Origin of the sequence: Streptomyces sp. NPDC017676, assembly GCF_044329325.1 — a bacterium.
Classification (GTDB): domain Bacteria; phylum Actinomycetota; class Actinomycetes; order Streptomycetales; family Streptomycetaceae; genus Streptomyces.
The window spans coordinates 213,633-231,258 of the sequence record NZ_JBIRJA010000003.1 but is presented as its reverse complement, the minus strand read 5'-3'; the positions used below and the strand labels follow the sequence as shown (position 1 = coordinate 231,258).

Annotated in this window: 14 protein-coding genes, 1 tRNA gene and 2 pseudogenes; 7 read left to right on the top strand and 10 right to left on the bottom strand. The window is 70.6% G+C overall.

Annotated features, from left to right (window positions below; genetic code table 11):
* The first annotated feature begins 4 nt into the window (after nucleotides 1–4).
* Nucleotides 5–1,639 carry an ATP-binding protein gene (locus ACH4LD_RS08675; protein ID WP_398055480.1) on the top strand — a complete coding sequence of 545 codons (1,635 nt, stop codon included), beginning with the start codon at nucleotides 5–7 and terminating at the stop codon, nucleotides 1,637–1,639.
* A gap of 104 nt (nucleotides 1,640–1,743) precedes the next feature.
* Here the strand turns inward: ACH4LD_RS08675 and ACH4LD_RS08670 are convergent, their stop codons facing one another.
* From ACH4LD_RS08670 to ACH4LD_RS08650, 5 genes and pseudogenes are all read right to left on the bottom strand, one after another.
* Nucleotides 1,744–2,385, bottom strand: a complete 642-nt coding sequence (locus ACH4LD_RS08670) for a hypothetical protein (RefSeq protein WP_398055479.1) — start codon at nucleotides 2,383–2,385, stop codon at nucleotides 1,744–1,746.
* Nucleotides 2,386–2,388: 3 nt separating this feature from the next.
* Entirely contained in the window at nucleotides 2,389–3,084 is a 696-nt protein-coding gene (locus tag ACH4LD_RS08665) for a DUF6308 family protein (protein ID WP_398055478.1), read from the bottom strand.
* Nucleotides 3,085–3,188: 104 nt separating this feature from the next.
* Nucleotides 3,189–3,293: pseudogene (locus ACH4LD_RS08660) on the bottom strand (ATP-binding protein); the annotation flags it as partial.
* A 993-nt stretch (nucleotides 3,294–4,286) separates the two neighbouring features.
* Complete coding sequence (locus ACH4LD_RS08655) at nucleotides 4,287–5,000, bottom strand: hypothetical protein (protein WP_398055477.1); 714 nt, start codon at nucleotides 4,998–5,000, stop codon at nucleotides 4,287–4,289.
* A gap of 61 nt (nucleotides 5,001–5,061) precedes the next feature.
* On the bottom strand, nucleotides 5,062–5,571 hold the full coding sequence (locus ACH4LD_RS08650; protein ID WP_398055476.1) for a SigE family RNA polymerase sigma factor: 510 nt from the start codon (nucleotides 5,569–5,571) through the stop codon (nucleotides 5,062–5,064).
* A 614-nt stretch (nucleotides 5,572–6,185) separates the two neighbouring features.
* Here ACH4LD_RS08650 and ACH4LD_RS08645 point away from each other — a divergent pair.
* Nucleotides 6,186–6,961 (top strand): annotated as a pseudogene (locus ACH4LD_RS08645) (tyrosine-type recombinase/integrase); the annotation flags it as partial.
* A gap of 81 nt (nucleotides 6,962–7,042) precedes the next feature.
* On the opposite strand, the gene ACH4LD_RS08640 reads toward ACH4LD_RS08645, so the two are convergent.
* From ACH4LD_RS08640 to ACH4LD_RS08630, 3 genes are all read right to left on the bottom strand, one after another.
* Nucleotides 7,043–7,115: transfer RNA gene (locus tag ACH4LD_RS08640), tRNA-Arg, on the bottom strand.
* 44 nt (nucleotides 7,116–7,159) lie between these two features.
* Nucleotides 7,160–8,827, bottom strand: coding sequence for an IclR family transcriptional regulator C-terminal domain-containing protein (locus ACH4LD_RS08635; RefSeq protein WP_398055475.1), 1,668 nt, complete (start codon nucleotides 8,825–8,827; stop codon nucleotides 7,160–7,162).
* 143 nt (nucleotides 8,828–8,970) lie between these two features.
* On the bottom strand, nucleotides 8,971–10,281 hold the full coding sequence (locus tag ACH4LD_RS08630) for a M6 family metalloprotease domain-containing protein (RefSeq protein ID WP_398055474.1): 1,311 nt from the start codon (nucleotides 10,279–10,281) through the stop codon (nucleotides 8,971–8,973).
* 410 nt (nucleotides 10,282–10,691) lie between these two features.
* Here ACH4LD_RS08630 and ACH4LD_RS08625 point away from each other — a divergent pair, with 410 nt between their 5' ends.
* The gene (locus ACH4LD_RS08625; protein ID WP_103809853.1) at nucleotides 10,692–11,339 is read left to right on the top strand and encodes a TetR/AcrR family transcriptional regulator; all 648 of its coding nucleotides are present in this window, start codon (nucleotides 10,692–10,694) and stop codon (nucleotides 11,337–11,339) included.
* A gap of 195 nt (nucleotides 11,340–11,534) precedes the next feature.
* Nucleotides 11,535–13,073: an MFS transporter gene (locus ACH4LD_RS08620; protein ID WP_132785302.1), complete on the top strand. Its 1,539-nt coding sequence runs from the start codon at nucleotides 11,535–11,537 to the stop codon at nucleotides 13,071–13,073.
* Nucleotides 13,074–13,106: 33 nt separating this feature from the next.
* On the opposite strand, the gene ACH4LD_RS08615 is transcribed toward ACH4LD_RS08620, so the two are convergent.
* Nucleotides 13,107–13,619 carry a MarR family transcriptional regulator gene (locus ACH4LD_RS08615; protein WP_132785301.1) on the bottom strand — a complete coding sequence of 171 codons (513 nt, stop codon included), beginning with the start codon at nucleotides 13,617–13,619 and terminating at the stop codon, nucleotides 13,107–13,109.
* A gap of 120 nt (nucleotides 13,620–13,739) precedes the next feature.
* Here ACH4LD_RS08615 and ACH4LD_RS08610 point away from each other — a divergent pair, with 120 nt between their 5' ends.
* Nucleotides 13,740–14,531: a class III extradiol ring-cleavage dioxygenase gene (locus tag ACH4LD_RS08610; protein ID WP_132785300.1), complete on the top strand. Its 792-nt coding sequence runs from the start codon at nucleotides 13,740–13,742 to the stop codon at nucleotides 14,529–14,531.
* Between the two features lie 149 nt (nucleotides 14,532–14,680).
* Here the strand turns inward: ACH4LD_RS08610 and ACH4LD_RS08605 are convergent, their stop codons facing one another.
* Nucleotides 14,681–15,199, bottom strand: a complete 519-nt coding sequence (locus tag ACH4LD_RS08605) for a GNAT family N-acetyltransferase (RefSeq protein ID WP_398055473.1) — start codon at nucleotides 15,197–15,199, stop codon at nucleotides 14,681–14,683.
* Nucleotides 15,200–15,417: 218 nt separating this feature from the next.
* Between ACH4LD_RS08605 and ACH4LD_RS08600 the strand changes: the two genes are divergently transcribed.
* Together ACH4LD_RS08600 and ACH4LD_RS08595 are read left to right on the top strand one after the other, a co-directional pair.
* Nucleotides 15,418–16,416, top strand: coding sequence for an RNA polymerase sigma factor RpoD/SigA (locus ACH4LD_RS08600; protein ID WP_103809857.1), 999 nt, complete (start codon nucleotides 15,418–15,420; stop codon nucleotides 16,414–16,416).
* Between the two features lie 571 nt (nucleotides 16,417–16,987).
* Nucleotides 16,988–17,596 carry a TetR/AcrR family transcriptional regulator gene (locus ACH4LD_RS08595; protein ID WP_398055663.1) on the top strand — a complete coding sequence of 203 codons (609 nt, stop codon included), beginning with the start codon at nucleotides 16,988–16,990 and terminating at the stop codon, nucleotides 17,594–17,596.
* Nucleotides 17,597–17,626 lie beyond the last annotated feature (30 nt).

Genomic DNA, 17,626 nt, shown 5'->3' with positions numbered 1-17,626 from the left:
GCCCATGACAGACCCGACGGCCGGGACCCCCGGTGACTCCGCCGCCGCGACGGCCGGCGAAGCCGTTCCCGCGGCACCCGGTGATCCCGCCAGCCTCACGACCGGCACCCTCACGACCGGCACCCGCGCTGCCGGTGCTCCGGGCAACCCCTTCGCCACCGTCGGCCACCCCGTCCACGGCGACAGCCACGTCGGCCGGACCAGCCCCATGGAGATCCTGCGGGAGCGGGTCCTCTCCCAGTCCACCGCCGGCGCCACCGCCATCATCGGCCCGCCGCGCATCGGCAAGTCCAGCCTGGCCTACCACGTCTTCATGCGCCCCGAAGCCCGCCAGACGTACCCCCGGCTCCTGCCCGTCTGGATGAACGTACGGACCCAGGCCGGCATCCAGCAGGTGTTCCGCAGGCTCTCCGACGACGTCTGGGAACTGCTCACCGAGCGGTCGGACGAGATCGACCGGCGCACCACGCAGGCGTACGAGAGGGCCGTGGAGCCCGGCCTGCCCTGGGCGCAGGCGCAGAGCGAGACCCAGGAGTTCCTCCGGCTGGTACGGCGGCGCGGATGGCGGGTCGTGCTGATCCTGGACGAGTTCGACGCCGCCCGCGACGTGTTCAAGTCCCAGCCGGGCACCTTCCAGGCACTGCGGGAGATCGCCTACAACCTGGACTGGAACATCGGCCTCGTCACCACCTCCCGGCGCGAACTGAGGGAGATCGTGGACATGGCCGACCCCGACGAGTCCACCTTCGCCGGAATCTTCCGCTCCCTCTTCCTGACCTGCTTCGACACGAGCGAACTCGGCGCGCTCGCCGCCCGGGTGCCGGGCCGCGCACCGGACGAGGACCCGGACGCGGCCGTCGCCCGACTGGCCGAGCTGACCGGTGGCCACCCGTACCTGGCGAGCGTGCTGCTGGACCGGGTGTGCAGCGCGGTCCGGGGCGGCCCCGTCCGCCTCCTGGACGAGATCGAGGCGCTGGCGCACGCCCTGCCGGCGGAGTTCCAGTACTACTACCGCGACCTGGAAGAACTGCTGCGCGCGGACGGCCGGCTCCGAGCGCTGCTGGAGGTCGTCCTCGGCCCACAGCTCGTCGTGACCCCGGACGATGCACAGGTCCTGCTCCAGCAGGGGCTGGTCAGGGTGCACGAGGGGTCGTACCGGGCCTTCTCCGACCACTTCCAGCAGTACCTCATGCTCATCGGACGCAAGCTGGGCCACTGGGACAACTGGATGGCCGTCGAGCGGCGCGTGCGCGACCTGGTCGAGTCGGCCTTCGAGGGCAGGTACGGCACCGACTGGCCGGCCGAGCTGCGCAGGGTCCGCCCCAAGCTGGTCCCCATGCTCGACCACTGCGAGGAGCTGAGAGCCCGGGAGCTGCGGTCCTTCGGCGCACAGGGCTCCACCCGCATCCTGGACTTCACCTACCCACGGGACCTGTACGACCTGATGGCCTCCCACTGGGACCTCTTCGGCCCCCTCCTGAAGAAGGACAAGAACCACTGGAACGAACGCTTCTCCCTCCTGGCGAAGGTCCGCAACCCCATGGTCCACAACCGCATGTCGGTGGTGACGCCGGTGGAACAGCGAACGTTCCAGCTGTACTGCGACGAGCTCATGGAGATGCTGGACGGGGTCAGCTGACGATTCCCCCGTCGGCGGTGACCGGTCCCTTTGGCGCAGGCGCAGGCGCAGGCGCAGACTCAGGCGCAGGCCAATCCGCTGTCCAGGCATCGGCCTAGCGGCCGTCACAACCCGGGAAGGGCCTCCTGAGATCCTGGATCGACGCCCGCTCCTGGATCCACGCCCGATCCCGGGCCCACGCCCCACAGCCAACCATCCTTGACAGCGACGGCGTGAACTCGGCCGTCTCGCAGCTCGAACCATTGCAGCCGGGGCGGTCCGCCACAGCCATCGAACTCCAGGTAAGCGGCCTGACGGTAATGCAGCTCACGCAGGTATGCGCGGAGCTTGGCGAGGTCGAAGTCGCGATCACGAGGCCGGGGTCGCCCGCGCTTGGCCTCCAGAGCGAGCAGGTTGCGCTCTTCGAAGCGGCCATGGGGGTCATGAAGGATCAGATCGGGATACACGGGCCTGCGGTCCGCCGCGCCGAAGCCGTCAATGTACAGAGCTTTCTTGATCACCCCGAACTCGGGGTGATGCCACCGGTCGTACTCGACGTCCACTCGCCACTGCCCGCCCCAGGACGTGACGGCCGCCTGCAGTGCAAGGGCGACGCGGGCGATGACGGCGCGCTCGTTCACACCCTCGCTCACCAGGTCCGACTCTCGTGTCCACACCGTGAGCAGCGCCTGCCGGAGGGCATCGTGGATCTGCTGGTCGGTGACCGGGGCCGGCGGTTCCGTCGCAGGGGCGGGGTGGTCGGTCACGTCTCACTGCTCCGGGCCGTCGCTCGTGTCGGCGGGCTCAGGGGAATGGGGCCCGACCCCGCCTCCCAGGTTCCACGCGACGACGTCCAGAACGCGCAACACGCTCACGTCGTCCGGGACGCATCCCATCAGCGTCTTCCACGTATCCGGCTGCTCGTCCAGGTCGCGCGCCACGGCGGCGCCGAAGAGCTGGAGGAACTCCGCCCAGGTGCGCTGGGACGACTTCTTGATCGGATACTGAGCACCGGGCCCGCAGTAGCAGGCGTAGACCTGGGTGTCGTAGAGCGGCAGGAACAGAGGACGCTTGCGGTGCATGATCTTCATCAGAATCGTCCCGCCCACCCCGCGGAGCGGTGCCGGGCCGTCGAGCAGCCTGCCGATACGGCGCAATGGCTCCGCGTGCGAGCCCGACGCGACCGCATCCTGCAGCGTGAGCCTCGGCGGGATCGCCGCGAGCACTGCCTCCAGGTCCGGGCGCACGGCTTGGAGGTTCAGGACGGCATGGAGCTTCGGTGCGACGTTCAGCAGCGCCGGTGCCAGCAGGTCCCCGTCGTTGAGTTCGTCCGGCCCGCTTCCGGTGTCCATCCGGTCGTAGACCGGGAACGCATACGGCCTGCCCTTCGCGACGACCGCAGCCGCGCGGTTCGCCTCAGCGTCGAAGTACTGCCATATCCACTGCCTCGCCTGGTCCAGGGCCACGTGTCGGCCACCGACCCGCACAGTCTCCCCACCCACGCCGCCTCCCCGCGCCGCACACGCGGCAGGCTGCAAGTTATCAGCCGTCAACTCGCACGGGGGAGCGGTCGCCTCGATATGGCGACCATGCCCAGTCCCCGGCCGTGCTCGGCGTCCTGGTCCTGGTGCTCGATCTTCGGGGCCGTGGCCGTACCGCCGTTGTCCGTGACCGCACATGACCGGCAACCGGGACCGCGCCCTCGCAGACCGGCTCGGTGCCATGATCCGGGGCCGTGGGAGAGTGCCCTTCGAGCCTTCAGAGATGTCAGAACAGGGCGACCGCGTACGCTCGCTGACACGATGGTTCCGTGGTTGACCTGGAGCGCATCAAATACGTCCTTGCGCCTGGTGGCCGTCGTTGGTCGTATCGGCCAGTGGCGAGCGACGCCGGACGGCCCAGGGGGCCCAGCCTGGGGACGTGCCAGCCCTATGACTCCTTGATTAGCCGCTCCCCGTGCATCTTGGCGGCTCGCCTCCAGTCACATGCCGAGCAACGTCCCAGGTACGCGTACGGGGACGCGTCCATCGCATCGACCTGCGGCATGCGCTTGATGGTCCGTGGAGTGGCAGATCGTCAGTTCGGGACCCGGAGTGATGCGCACCAGGCAGGGAAGCTTGCCGCTAGCGTCTCCTAGCTGTGCGATCTCCCTGTCGATCTTCACAAGCCCAATGTTGAGAGTGCGCTCTAGCTGCTGCGTCTTCTTGCGGTGATCATCGAGAATCTTGAGCTTGCGGAGTCGGAGTGCCTGGACCTGATCAGCGAACGACACGGGCTTTGACCCTTCCTACGAAGCGCTAGGCGGTTTGAACACTTTTCAACGCCTGGGCGCTGGGGCACTCCTTGGCGCGCAGCTCGTTCGTGGGTAGTTCAGCGTGTAGTCGAGCGGTGTCGGCGACCGACGGCAGCGGGGTTGGTTTCCCCGCTGTACCCCGTGATTCCCCGCCCTATCTGGCACGTGTCTGGCATGAGCTGCGATGGGTGCGGCTCGTTTCGAGGGACGCCTGTCCAGGGAGCCGTGCGCAGTGCCGTCTTCGCGCCGCTGGCCCGATGCCGTTCGGCGCTGAAAGCGCAACAGCACTGCCAGCGCGGGCGTGGACGCGGCCAGACAGTCACCGAGGTGACCTGGCCGTGATCGTGTCGGCCCGCCGCACGGCCACTGCGGGGGCTACCGCCACTGTGAGCTGGTTGCGACGGCCTGCAGTTGGGCCAGTGTCAGGATCGGCGTGCTACGGGTCGAAGGGGCGCTCTGGCTCGGTGCCTGCCACTCCATGATGGTGACGTAGAGCCCGTCAGGATGCAGGACGTTCACCGCCTGATGCCCGGGGTCCGTTCCGGGGGGTGACTGCCGGGTCTTGATCAGGGTGCCGTCGGCCAGGGGTGCAGTGCCGGCGAAGACGTGGCTGCGGATCGCGGTGGTGGAGGCCTGCCGGGAGACGTGTACTTCGAGCAGCGACTTGCCGTGGCCGTCGTCTACCCACAGCTGCCCGGCCTGCCGGCCGCCGGGCGGGCTCGAATGGGTCAGGCCGGTCGGCAGCAGCGTGGTCAGGGTGGCAAGGGCGCGGTCGGCGGGCAGTGTGCCGGTGAAGGTCGGCTTCGGGGTGGCGGATGCCGTGGCCGAGCCGGTTGTGGCCGAGGCGGCCGGGCCGGTGAGCGTGTGGTCGGCTGTTCGGCCGCCGGACAGCAGTCCGGGGATGACCGTCGCGCCGAGCCCGACGAGCGCGAGTACGGCTGCTCCGCTCACACCGACGGCGGTGGCGCGTCGGCGGCGCCTGCGCCGGCCGTTGCGGACACCGGCCCGTACAAGTGACGGGGTGTTGGGAGGCTCGACGGTCAGGAGGGTGGCGCGGAGGGCTTCGGTGAAATCTTCTTCGATGGGCATGGCGGGTCACCGCGTTTCAGGGGTCGGTGCAGAGGGCGGGGTAGGTGCCGCGGCACCCGGGTCAGGAGCTGACGAGTTCGGACAGGTCGTGGCCCAGCAGGTCCCGGATCCGGGCGAGCGCGCGCATGCTCTGGTTGCGTACCGCGCCCGGCCGGACCTGAAGGATCGCGGCGGTCTGCTCGACGCTCCGGTCCTCCCAGTAGCGCAGGAGCAGCACGGCCCGGTCCCGGGCGGAGAGCCGGCCGAGAGCGTCGAGCAACGTGACCCGCAGCGTGGTGTCGTGCTCGGTGACGGCACCGGAGTCCGGAAGGGCGCCGGTTGGCTGCTCAGCGCTGCTCCGCCGGCGGCGGTAGGACAGGTAGGTCCGTACGAGGACGGTGTGGGTGTACGCCGCTGGGTCGTCTATCTGCGCGATCTTGCGCCAGTTGGCATACATCCGGCCCAGCGTGTCCTGCACCAGGTCCTCCGCGAGGTGCACATCACCGCTGGTGAGCACGCATGCAGAGCGGAACAGAGGTGCGGATCGCGCAGCGGCGAACGCCATGAATTCCTCTTCGTACCGGTGCTTCATCCGAGATCCTGTTCGTCGTCCACACTCTGAAGACGCTGTGGCCGCAGGGCTACGTCCCACCCGGAGAAGCAGAAATCTTGCCGCCTAGGCGAACTTCCCTCCTGTTCCCCGTGTGGGCCCCCTCATCGTGCACGCAGGGGCATGCATGGCTCTCAGCCCTCCTGCGCCCGGGTCGGGCCCCGCTCGGTTCTCCCACAGTGCTCTGAGTCGTCCCGGCGCGCAGGCTTTGAGGTCTGCCCTCATCCCTATCAGGTCGGTCAGGGGGCCCGAGGACGTCTGTCAACTCAGCCTGATCCTCGACCAACTGCCCGTCAACGTTCGACCACGATCGCTGGCGTCCGCCCTTGTTGGTGTCAGCCGTTGGTGTCAGACGCTGGCGGTTGGCTTGACAGGCTGGTCTCGTCGGATCGGCTTTCATGGTCCGGGGGTATGGGCATCGGGCGTAGCCCGGGTTCAAAGTCCTGGACCCACACACGTGTGCACGAGGGCATCCCAGCGATGGCACCTACCGTCGCGCCGAACTTCCGGCCGTCCTCGTGGTGAACTCAAGATCGTAGCGTTGAGCCTCCGCGTCAGCGCTGGACCGCACAACGGTGAGCTTTTCAACATTCACGTCGGCCGGCGTGGGTGAGCCGTCCGTCGTCAAGACGTACCAGCTGCTGCGGGCCCTGATGAACACGGCCGTGGACGACGAGTTGATCCGGCGCAACCCGTGCCGCATCAAGGGCGCGGACCGCTACGACGTGCCTGAACGGCCAGTCCTCACGGTGGCGGAGGTCTTAGCCGTGGCCGACTCCATCGTGTCGCGCTACCGGCTGCTCGTGCTCCTGGCAGCCTTCACGACGCTACGGTTCGGGGAGCTGGCGGCCTTGCGGCGCCGGGACATCGACCTGGAGGCGCTGACTGTCACTGTGCGCCGCGCTCAGGCTGAGTTGCAGGACGGCCGCTCTTCGACAAGGCGCCGAAGTCCGCGGCCGGGGTTCGCACCGTTTCCTTCCCGGCCGAACTGCTCGGCGACGTGACGCGCCACCTGGAGGACTTCGCTGCCCCGGGCCGCGACGGACACGTCTTCGTCGGCCCCCAGGGAGGGCAACTGCGGCGGAGCAACTTCCGGGACGACTGGGTCAAGGCCCGGAAGGCTGCGGGCGTCTCGGCCGAACTGCATTTCCATGATCTGCGGCACACCGGCAATACGCTCGCCTCCACGGCTGGGGCCAGGACCCGCGAGCTGATGACCCGCATGGGCCACAGCAGCTCGCGCGCCGCGCTGATCTACCAGCACATGACCAGCGACCGTGACCGGGCCATCGCCGACCGGCTTGGCGCCATGATCCGTGGTGGTGGGGGAGCGGCCTCGGGCGCCTCTGAGGAGGAACCCACAGGCCCGTAGTGGCACGCCTGTGGCACGACCCCGGACACGACGAAGGGCCAGCCTGGGAGGAAACCCCTCCTGGGCCGGCCCTTCTTTCTGTGCCCCCGGCAGGATTCGAACCTGCGACACCCGCTTTAGGAGAGCGGTGCTCTATCCCCTGAGCTACGAAGGCGTGGGTGGGCGTCCTGGTGGGCGCTTGGTCCACAGGGTACCGGATCAGGACGGGGGGACGTGGGTGAAGCGGGACGCGGTGTGGAGGTCCTGCTGGATGTGGGCCGCCGTCGCGTGGAGGGCGGGGAGGAGATCGGCGACGACGTCCCGCAGGGTGCGGCGGGCCGCGTGGGTGGAGACGTTCAGGGCGGCCACCGTGCGGCCCGTGCGGTCCCGTACCGGTACGGCGATGGACCGCAGGCCCGATTCCAGTTCCTCGTCGACCAGGGCGTAGCCCTGCGAGCGGACTTCGGTGAGCGTGGGGGACAGGGGGGCGGCGGTGTCCGCCAGGAGGACGCGGCCCAGGGACGTCGCGGGGGCCGGCAGTCGTGTGCCCACGGTGATCCGTACGGTCAGGACCCGGCTCGTGCCCGCCCCGGCCGTGTACTGGATCTCCTTGCCGTCGCTCGTCAGTACCGCCAGTGCCGTCGGTTCCCGTACCGCGTCCGCCAGGGCCCGCAGGTGCGGTTCGGCGAGGCGGGGGAGTGTCGTCCGGGACAGGGGCGGGAAGCCAAGGTCCAGGACGCGCGGGGTGAGGGTGAAGGTGCGGTCGGGGTGTGCCGCCACCAGGCCCAGGTGCTCGTGGGTGAGCAGCGCCCGGCGCGCGGTGGCCCGGGACAGGCCGGTCGCGCGGGCCACCTCCGTCAGGGACAGCGCCGAGCGGCCCTCGCCGAACGCCGTCAGCACCGTCAGACCCCGGGCCAGCGACTCCACGAAGTCCCGGCCGAGTTCGTGCTTGGACGCCGTGGTCCAGGTCGCCAGGCCGGCGGGTGCCGGGCCGGGCTCGGGGGCGGGTGCGGTGCGCAGGTCCGTCTCCATCGCCTCCACCGCCGTACGCAGTCGTGGCAGCAGGCTGGTGCGCAGGTCCGCCGCGGAGTGCCGGCTGGTGTGGCTGACCACGCTCGCCACGCAGGCCACACGGCCGGTGTCGGGGTCCCTTACCGGTACGGACACCGCGACCAGGCCCGGCTCGATCAGCTGGTCGTCCACGGCCCAGCCGTCCCGGCGCGCCCGCTCCACCCGGTCCGTGAAGGAGTCCGAGGGGGAGCTGGAGGAGGAGGCCGTGGAGGAGGCCATCGAGGAAGGGGTGCCTGTGGGTTCCGCTCTGGGGGGTACCGCCGGGAAGGACGCGTCCCGTGCGTCCTGGGCTCGGCGTTCCCGCCAGCGGGTCCAGTCCGGTTCCGTCCACTCGGTCGCGAACAGTGCGCCCGGCGCGGTCCGTTCGGCCGGCAGCAGGTCGCCGATGCGGAAGCTGACGGACAGCGCGCGGCGGCGGGTGGCCTGGTGGATGAAGCGGATGCCGTCGAGGTCGGCGACCGCGAGCGACACCGACTCGTCCAGCTCGTCGGCGAGGGCGTCGGCGCGCGCGTCGAGCAGGGCGGGCAGGCGCAGGGCGGCCAGGTAGGCGTTGCCGAGCTCCATCACGCGGGGGGTGAGGACGACGTCCCGGCCGTCGATGCGGACGTAGCCCATGCGGCCGAGGGTGCCGGTGATCCGGTCCACCGTGGAGCGGGCGAGGCCGGTGGCCCGTTCCAGCGCGCTCGGGCTCAGCGTGCCGCCCGCCTCGGTGAGCCGTCGTAGCACCGTGACGCCCCGCAGCAGCGGTCCGACCGCCTCCGCCGGCGTCCCGGCCCCGGCGCGGGCTTCGGCATCCACTGCGGTCATGGCGGGCATCGTCTCTCCGGTACGGCATCCCATCGGGGCACGCCTACGGTAAACCCCTCCCGGTCAGCCGTGAGCCGGTCCCGTGCCCGCCCCGCGTCAGCCGGCTCGCGGCCTGCCCGGCAACCATCGATCACCAACCCCCGGCCGCCCCCTCACGCCCCCACCCCCGCTCCCGCCCCCCTGGTGATCCGTATCCGGTAGTTGCCCTCCTCGTCCGTGCTCAGGACCTGGACGGTGATGCCGTGGTGGGGGTCCTTGAAGGTCTCGCCGGGGGCGAAGGGCGCGTCGGAGAGTTCGGCGTGGACGTTGGGGCTGCGGGTGCAGCCGCCGCTCTGGCGGTGGCTGTCGTAGACGGTGACCGGGCCGCGGCCGGTGTCGACGGTGCCGTCGACCCTGTAGATGAGCAGTCCCGGGCGGCACACCGCCTCGTCGTTGCCGCCCTGTGCGCGGACTTCCAGCGCGTAGGTGCTGCGCGCGGTGACCGGCACCAGGACGAGCTTTCCGCCGCCCGGCCTGTACAGGGGGGACAGGGTGTAATCGGTGCTGCCCCGCGCCGCCGCGCAGCCGACCTGGCTGCCGTCCAGCCAGCCCAGCTTCCACTTGTGCCAGCCGAGCAGGTCGTTGTTGGCGCCCCAGTCCTCGCTCATGATGTCCCAGTGCCCGACCGCGCCCCCGCCCTCCTGGGTGTAGAGGTCGGGCAGGCCGAAGGTGTGGCCGTTCTCGTGCGGCAGTACCCGGTAGCCGGTGCGGGAGTAGGAGCCGGAGCCGTCGTCCTGGCGGGAGTAGACGAAGGAGGCGTTGGAGATGCGGACGCCGTCGGCGACCGGGGCGTCGTCGTTCCCGGCGAAGGTCACGGACAGCACGGTGTCCAGCGCGGAGGGGCCGGCGTTCGGGGTGATGAGCACGTTCAGCAGGTCGTAGTCGCGGAAGTCCACCGCCGGGTCGGCGGCGGCCACGATGTCCTGGACCAGGTTCCGGTAGCCGGGGTCGAAGGGCGCGCCGCGCTCTATGCCGTACGCCTGGAAGGCCTTCGGCATGCGCAGCCAGGCGGTGACGGGGGTCTCGGGGCGGTAGTCGAGACGGCCGTACGAGGCGGTGCGGAACCACTCCTGGGTCTGCGGGAAGAACTCGTGGAAGCGGTCCATCGCGCTGCCCGGTCCGGGCGCGTCGGGGAAGTCCACCATCAGGGTCAGGGCGCGGACGGTGCCGGTGGAGCGGGAGTAGCCGGACGGGGTGGGCACGCCCTCGGTCATCTGCACGTCCAGGCCGCCACGGATCATGCAGGGTATGAGCGCGGAGTTGCGGGCCAGGTTGTCGGGGCCCGCGGCGGAGGTGGGCGCCGTCAGGTTCCCGGTCCCGGCCGAGGTGCTGACCGCGAGGGTCAGTGCGGTCACCATCGACAGGGCGGCAACCCGGCGCGGGCGTATGCGGCGGCGGGGGCGGGGCTGCGGCTGCGGCTGCATGCAGGGACCTTTCGCGCCACGGCAGCCGCCGGTCTCCGGCTGCACCCTTGCGCTCACCCTGTGTCGGCGGGGCGGCGGGCGCGCGCTGGAGGAGACCGATCGTGGGAAAGCGGGGCCGCAGCGGGGTGAATCCCACCGGGTGGTGTTGTGTCTCAGGTCACACCGGTTCTTTCGGTGGGCGGGAAATAACCGGGGATGGTTTCCCCGTTTAGCCCTGTGTCCGACGGAAACGGGGACCGGTTCCCCGGATCCCGCCCGGCGCGCGAACGCTCACCGTCGAGTGTTCGTCGCCGAGACACCGAGAGACCGACACACCGAGTCACCGCGACACAGCGTCACCGAGTCGCCGAGACATCGGATGCGCCACGGCGCACCACCTGCAGCACCCCGACCGACCCAAGGAGTTCACCGTGTCCGCCACGACCGCCCCCTCCGTGCGCAAGGCGCCCCGGCCGCGCGCCGATGCGCTGCGCAACCGGGAGCGGATCGTCACCGCCGCCCGGGAGATGTTCGTCGAGCACGGCCCGGACGTGCCGCTGGACGAGATCGCCCGCCGGGCCGGCGTCGGCAACGCCACGGTGTACCGCAACTTCCCCGACCGTGACGCCCTCGTCCGCGAGGTCGTCTGCTCCGTCATGGACCGTACGGCCGAGGCGGCCGAGCTGGCCCTCGCGGAGACCGGGGACGCCTTCGCCGCCCTGGAGCGCTTCGTGCACACCGCCGCCGACGAGCGGATCAGTGCGCTGTGCCCCATGGTGTCCAGCACCTTCGACCAGCACCACCCCGACCTGGAGGCCTCCCGCGAGCGCGTCGAGCAGCTGGTCGAGGAGGTCATGGGCCGGGCCAAGGCGGCCGGACAGCTCCGGCCGGACGTCGGGGTCGGCGATCTTATGATCGTCGTGGCCCAGCTGAGCCGGCCCCCGGCCGGCACGGACTGCATGCGCGGCGACCGCTTCGTCCACCGCCATCTGCAGCTGTTCCTCGACGGTCTGCGGGCCCCCGGCCGCTCCACCCTGCCGGGGCGGGCCGTGAACATCAGGGAGCTGCGCGACTGCTGACCGACGACCGACCGATCAGTTCAGCTCCCGTACCCGGTCCACCCTCCGTGGAACGGCCGCTCAACCTTCCGTAGCACGGCCTCTTCACCCCTCCGTCCTACTCCGTTTTCTCGTCATTTTTCCGTCACGCCTTTCGTCACCGTCTCCTTCACGAAGTCCCGAACTTCTCCGTCACGAAGTCCCGAAGTGGGTATCTTGTCCGAAGCAGCCCTCAAGGCTCCCGGCGCCGCCGCTGCGAGCGGTGACGCCAACCGCTGGAAGGCGCTCGTGTTCATCGCGCTCGCCCAGCTGATGGTCGTCCTCGACGCCACCATCGTGAACATCGCCCTTCCCTCCGCCCAGACCGACCTCGGCATATCCGACGGCAACCGGCAGTGGGTCGTCACGGCCTACGCCCTCGCCTTCGGCGGTCTGCTGCTCTTCGGCGGCCGGATCGCCGACCTGTGGGGCCGCAAGCGCGCCTTCGTGCTCGGCCTCGCCGGCTTCGCCGCCGCCTCCGCGCTCGGCGGTGCCGCCACCACCGGCGCGATGATGTTCGGCGCCCGCGCCCTCCAGGGCGTCTTCGGCGCGCTGCTCGCCCCGGCCGCGCTGTCCCTGCTCGCGGTGATGTTCACCGACGCCAAGGAGCGCGCCAAGGCGTTCGGCATCTACGGCGCCATCGCGGGTGGCGGCGGTGCCGTCGGCCTGATCCTCGGCGGTTTCCTCACCGAGTACCTGGACTGGCGCTGGACCTTCTTCGTGAACGTCCCGTTCGCCGTGGTCGCCGCGGCCGGCGCCTACTTCGTCATCCGTGAGCCGGAGGGCGGGCGCAACCGCAACCCGCTCGACATCCCGGGCGTCCTGCTGTCCACCCTCGGCCTGGTCGCGCTCGTCTACGGCTTCACCCGCGCCGAGTCCGACGGCTGGGGCGACGCCGTGACCGTGTCGATGTTCGTCGCCTCCGTGGTGCTGCTGGTCGCGTTCGCGATCGTGGAGTCCAAGGTCAAGGCCCCACTGCTGCCGCTGCGCGTGGTGACCGACCGCAACCGCGGCGGTATCTACCTCTCCCTCGGCCTGGCGATCATCGGCATGTTCGGCCTGTTCCTCTTCCTGACCTACTACCTCCAGGTCGTGAAGGGCTACTCGCCGGTCAAGACCGGCTTCGCCTTCCTGCCGATGGTGGCCGGCATGATCACCGGCTCCACCCAGATCGGCACCCGGCTGATGACCCGTGTCCCGGCCCGCCTGCTCATGGGCCCCGGCTTCCTGGTCGCCGCGATCGGCATGCTGCTGCTGACCCAGCTGGAGATCGACTCGTCCTACGCCGCCCTGCTGCTGCCCGCGATGGTGCTGCTCGGCCTCGGCATGGGTACGGCGTTCATGCCGGCGATGTCCCTGGCCACCCAGGGCGTCGAGCCCCGGGACGCCGGTGTCGCCTCGGCGATGGTCAACACCTCGCAGCAGGTGGGCGGCGCGATCGGCACCGCCCTGCTGAACACCATCGCCGCCTCGGCGACCACCTCGTACATCAAGGACCACATCGCCGGCGCCACCGCCAGGCCGCAGCAGCAGCTGGTGCAGCTGCAGGGCATGGTGCACGGTTACACCGCCGCGATCTGGTTCGCCGTCGGCATCCTGGCGGTCGCCGCCCTGATCGCCTTCACTTTCGTCAACGCCGGTCGTCCCGGTGCCACCCCGGTGGCCTCGGGCGAGGGCGTCGAGGACGAGGTCCCGGTGCCGGTGGTGGCCCACTGACCGGCCGTACGGTCCGGCCGGGCCCGTGCTGAACTAGCGGAGCCAGGGCAGGTCCGCACCCGCTTCGTCGGGCTGGAGGCCCTCGGCGACGATCTCCATGATCTCGCCGAGGGCCTTCTGCTGTTCCGGGCTCAGCCGGTCGAACAGCGCCTGCCGCACAGCCGTGACATGGCCGGGCGCGGTACGCCGCAGCACCTCGTGGCCCGCGTCGGTGAGGACGGCGAACTGGCCGCGCTTGTCGGAGGGGCAGTCCTCGCGGCGTACCCAGCCGTTCTTCTCCAGCCGGGCGATGGCGTGCGAGAGCCGGGAACGGGTGATCTTGGCCTTCATGGCCAGCTCGGTCATCCGGAGCCGGCGGCGCGGTGCCTCGGCGAGGGTGACGAGGAGGCCGTAGTAGATGTGCGGCATGCCCGCGTCGCGCTGGAGCTGCCGGTCGAGGTGGTCCTCCAGCAGGGTGGTGGCGTGCAGATAGGCGCGCCAGATGCGCTGTTCCTCGTCGGTGAGCCAGCGGTGCCGCGCGGCGGCGGGGTCCGGTGCCGTGTTCATACGTCCCACTGTACGAGCCAGCTCCTTGAAACTTGAACAAGTCGCGCGTAGAGTTTCCGTGAGAGCTTGAGAGTTAAAGCATCTAGAGTCAGAGCATCTGGAGCACCGGGAGCCGCCGCGATGTCCGCCACCGCCCAGGAGCGCATGCCCGCCCTGTACCTCAGCCACGGCGCCCCGCCGCTCGCCGACGACCCCGTCTGGCCCGGCCAGCTCGCCGCCTGGTCCGCCGACCTGCCCCGGCCGAAGGCGATCCTCATGGTCTCCGCGCACTGGGAGGAGGCCCCGCTCGCCCTCGGTGCGGTCGAGACCGTCCCGCTCGTCTACGACTTCTGGGGCTTCCCCGAGCACTACTACCGGGTCCGCTACGCCGCCCCCGGCGCCCCCGCGCTCGCCGAGTCCGTCCGCAAGCTGCTGCGCGCCCCCGGCATCCCCGTCCAGGACATCCCCGACCGGGGCCTCGACCACGGCGCGTACGTCCCCCTCGTCGAAATGTTCCCGGACGCCGACATCCCCGTCCTGCAGATCTCCCTGCCCACCCTCGACCCGGTGCGCCTGATGGACATCGGCCGCAAGCTCGCCCCCCTGCGCGACGAGGGCGTGCTGATCGTCGGCTCCGGCTTCTTCACCCACAACCTGGCCGCCCTGCGGTACGCAGGCCGGGGCGTGCCGAGCTGGTCGTCCGAGTTCGACGACTGGGGGCGGCGGGCCCTGGAGGCCCGCGACTGGGACGCGCTGCTCGACTTCCTGAACAAGGCCCCGGCCGGCCGCTACGCCCATCCGCGCACCGAGCACTTCGCCCCGCTCTTCGTGACGATGGGCGCGGCGGAGGCGGGCGGCGAGCTGGACGCGCAGAAGTCCGTCATCGACGGGTTCTGGATGGGAATGGCGAAGCGGTCGGTGCAGTTCGGATGAGGTGGGGAACCAGGTGAGGAACCCGGCCGGGTGAGGACGGTCCCGCTGCGCCACGAGGGCGCGGCCGGGGCCGTGACGGTCCGGTTGGGCTGGAGGGGCTCCGGCTGGGCTACAGGGGCCACGGTCGGGCTGGAGAGGCCCCGGTTGGGCTAGAGGTTCTTCTCGTACCAGGCCACGTCCCAGTAGCGGCCGAACTTGCGCCCCACCTCGCGGTACGTGCCGACGTACGCGAAGCCGAAGCGCTCGTGGAACCGGGTGGAGGCCTCGTTCGGCTGGGCGATGCCCGCGTAGGCGCGGTGCACGTCCTCCCCGGCCAGGGCGTCGAACAGGGCGCTGTAGAGCAGCGTACCGATCCCGCGGCGGCCGGCGTCCGGGGCGACGTACACCGAGGTCTCCACAGACGTCGCGTACGCCGGCTTCGGCCGGTAAGGGCTGGATGTGGCGTACCCCAGGATCTGCTGTGAGTCCGCGTCCGTGGCAACCATCAGCCGGTGCGGGCCGTCTTCCGGGTGGGAGAGCAGCCAAGGGCGGCGCTCTTCGGAAGTGAAGATCGCGGTGTCGAATGTGATGGCCGTCTCACGCACATAGTGGTTGTAGATCGCCGTGAGGGCGTCGAGGTCCGTCTCGATTCCCGGCCTGACCTGCGCCTCAGTACGTTCCGACGGCATCTCGCCTCCCAGTGTGGCGGACAGGGTACTGCATGATCAGAAAAATTGGGGGGCGGGTTGGGAATTCTGTCCGGATTCCAGTCGTTGTTTCCCACGGATGCAGGGCACTCGGTGAGAGTCTCGGAGCGAGAGCGAGTGAGCGAGTCCCGGAGACTCCCCCCTCAGTGCCGAGCGTTCGCCAGGACCACCCGCCAGCCCACCATCGCAAGGGAGCACGCATGGCAACCCGTGCCGTCGCCCGTCGTCAGTCCGCCACCGGCGAGACGGCCGACTCGGCAAGCAGTGTTCGCGCTCATGGCGGCGAGATCGCAGACCGCGACCTGGTCGGCATGTACCTCGACGAGATCGCGCGTACGCCGCTGCTCGACGCCGCCAAGGAGGTCGAGCTGTCCCAGACCATCGAGGCGGGTGTGTTCGCGCGGCAGGTCCTCGACGGCGAGGAGGAGTCCAAGACGGACGCCACCCGCGAGGAGCTGGAAGCCCTGGTGGCCGCCGGTGAGCGGGCCAAGGACGTCTTCATCCGCTCCAACCTCCGCCTGGTCGTCGCGGTCGCCCGGCGCTACCCGCGCAGCGGTCTGCCGCTGCTCGACCTGATCCAGGAGGGCAACGCCGGCCTGGTGCGCGCCGTCGAGAAGTTCGACTACCGCAAGGGCTTCAAGTTCTCGACGTACGCCACCTGGTGGATCCGGCAGGCCATCACCCGCTCGATCGCCGACCAGTCCCGCACGATCCGGCTCCCCGTCCACCTGGTGGAGGAGCTGGGCCGCATCCGCCGCGTGCAGCGCGAGTTCAACCGCGAGCACGGTCGCGAGCCGGAGCCGGCCGAGATCGCCGCGGAGCTGGGCTCGACGCCGGAGCGTGTCACGGACGTCCTGGACTGGTCCCGTGACCCGGTCTCGCTGAACATGTCGGTGGACGACGAGGGCGAGACCCAGTTCGGCGACCTGCTGGAGGACACCTCGGCGGTCTCTCCCGAGCAGTCCGTCCTGACCCTGCTGCGCAGCGAGGAACTGGACGACCTGATCGGCCGCCTGGACCAGCGCACGGCCTCCATCATCAAGATGCGGTACGGCATCGAGGACGGCCGCGAGCGCACCCTGACCGAGGTCGGCAAGGAGCACGGGCTCACCCGTGAGCGGATCCGGCAGATCGAGAAGCACGCGCTGCTGGAGCTGAAGAAGCTGGCCCGCCAGACCGGTTTCGACGCGGCGGCGTGACGCAGGGGGTGCACGGGGCGCACGCCCGGTGGCGAAAGACGGCGCAAACATGCCGTCGTCCCATCGCTTCAACCGCTGGGCCCGAGGGAACAACCCTTCCGGGCCCAGGAGCCGGCCCCGGGAACCGCACTCCCCACCCCACCGCACAGCCCCGGCCGACCCCACGCGGCCGGCCCACGTGAACCACGTCCCGTCGCAATCCCCCCCCGGCGCCGGGACCTTCCCGAGCCGGACTTCGGCGCCCATCCCCCCCGGGCGCCGGAGTCCGGCTTCTGCTCATGAGGGGCTCACGGGTTCTTCTTCTCGTGCGGGGCTCACGGATTCTTCTCGTGCGGGGCTCACGAGAGCGGGGCACGCGGGGAAGCGAGGGGCCACTGGGGTCGTGTCCGGCTCTGACCTGCTGGAAAGGCGGCCCACCCCGTACCTGAACCCCGGGGTGGACCGCCGGATGGCAGATTCTGCCACACAGGCATAGCCTGCCCGGATGAGCACCACCCCCAGCACCGCCCACCAGCCGTTTTCCGCCCCCGCACCGGTGTCCCTCACCGAACGCAGGAAGGCCGAGACCCGGATGGAGATCGCCCGGGCGGCGGCGGCCCTCTTCGTCCAGCAGGGCCTGCGGGCCACCCGCGCCGAGGACATCGCCCAGGCGGCGGGCATCGCACCGCGCACCTTCTACCGCTATTTCGCCACCAAGGAAGAGGCGGTGGCCCCCCTCTACGCGGCCGGCGCCCAGCGCTGGACCGAAGCGGTCCGTACGGCCCCGGCCCAGCTGACCCTCCCCGAGGCCCTGGAGCACGCCGTCCACCACACCCTCACCCCGGGCCTCGGCGTCTCGGCCGCGTCCTGGGAATGGCTCCGCACCCTGGTCCGCCTCGCCGACACCAGCCCGGCCCTGCGCAAGGTATGGGCGGAGGTGTGCCAGACGTCGGAGGGGGCGCTGGCGGAGATCCTGGTGAGGCGGGCCGAGGCGGCGGGGAGAGCGGCCTCGCTCACCCCGCACCTCCGCTTCGCCGCGGCCGTGGCCGGTGCCGCCGTGCGCGTGGCCGTGGAGTCCTGGGCCGCCACGACGACCCCGCCCACCGGCCCGGACGGCCCGGCGGCCCTGGCCCTGCGGAACCTGCGCGCCCTGCGGACCTTCGAGTGGGGCGAGGGGGCCGGCCCGGGCGGGGGGCGGTGAGGGCACGGGAGCGGTCGGGGATGGCCCGAC

Excerpts from the sequence above, each read along its gene's own strand:
- ACH4LD_RS08600 (WP_103809857.1), top strand. The coding sequence starts at position 15,418 with ATGGCAACCCGTGCCGTCGCCCGTCGTCAGTCCGCCACCGGCGAGACG.
- ACH4LD_RS08610 (WP_132785300.1), top strand. The coding sequence starts at position 13,740 with ATGTCCGCCACCGCCCAGGAGCGCATGCCCGCCCTGTACCTCAGCCAC.
- ACH4LD_RS08595 (WP_398055663.1), top strand. The coding sequence starts at position 16,988 with ATGGAGATCGCCCGGGCGGCGGCGGCCCTCTTCGTCCAGCAGGGCCTG.
- ACH4LD_RS08655 (WP_398055477.1), bottom strand. The coding sequence starts at position 5,000 with ATGCCCATCGAAGAAGATTTCACCGAAGCCCTCCGCGCCACCCTCCTG.
- ACH4LD_RS08675 (WP_398055480.1), top strand. The coding sequence starts at position 5 with ATGACAGACCCGACGGCCGGGACCCCCGGTGACTCCGCCGCCGCGACG.
- ACH4LD_RS08630 (WP_398055474.1), bottom strand. The coding sequence starts at position 10,281 with ATGCAGCCGCAGCCGCAGCCCCGCCCCCGCCGCCGCATACGCCCGCGC.
- ACH4LD_RS08615 (WP_132785301.1), bottom strand. The coding sequence starts at position 13,619 with ATGAACACGGCACCGGACCCCGCCGCCGCGCGGCACCGCTGGCTCACC.
- ACH4LD_RS08635 (WP_398055475.1), bottom strand. The coding sequence starts at position 8,827 with ATGCCCGCCATGACCGCAGTGGATGCCGAAGCCCGCGCCGGGGCCGGG.
- ACH4LD_RS08650 (WP_398055476.1), bottom strand. The coding sequence starts at position 5,571 with ATGAAGCACCGGTACGAAGAGGAATTCATGGCGTTCGCCGCTGCGCGA.
- ACH4LD_RS08605 (WP_398055473.1), bottom strand. The coding sequence starts at position 15,199 with ATGCCGTCGGAACGTACTGAGGCGCAGGTCAGGCCGGGAATCGAGACG.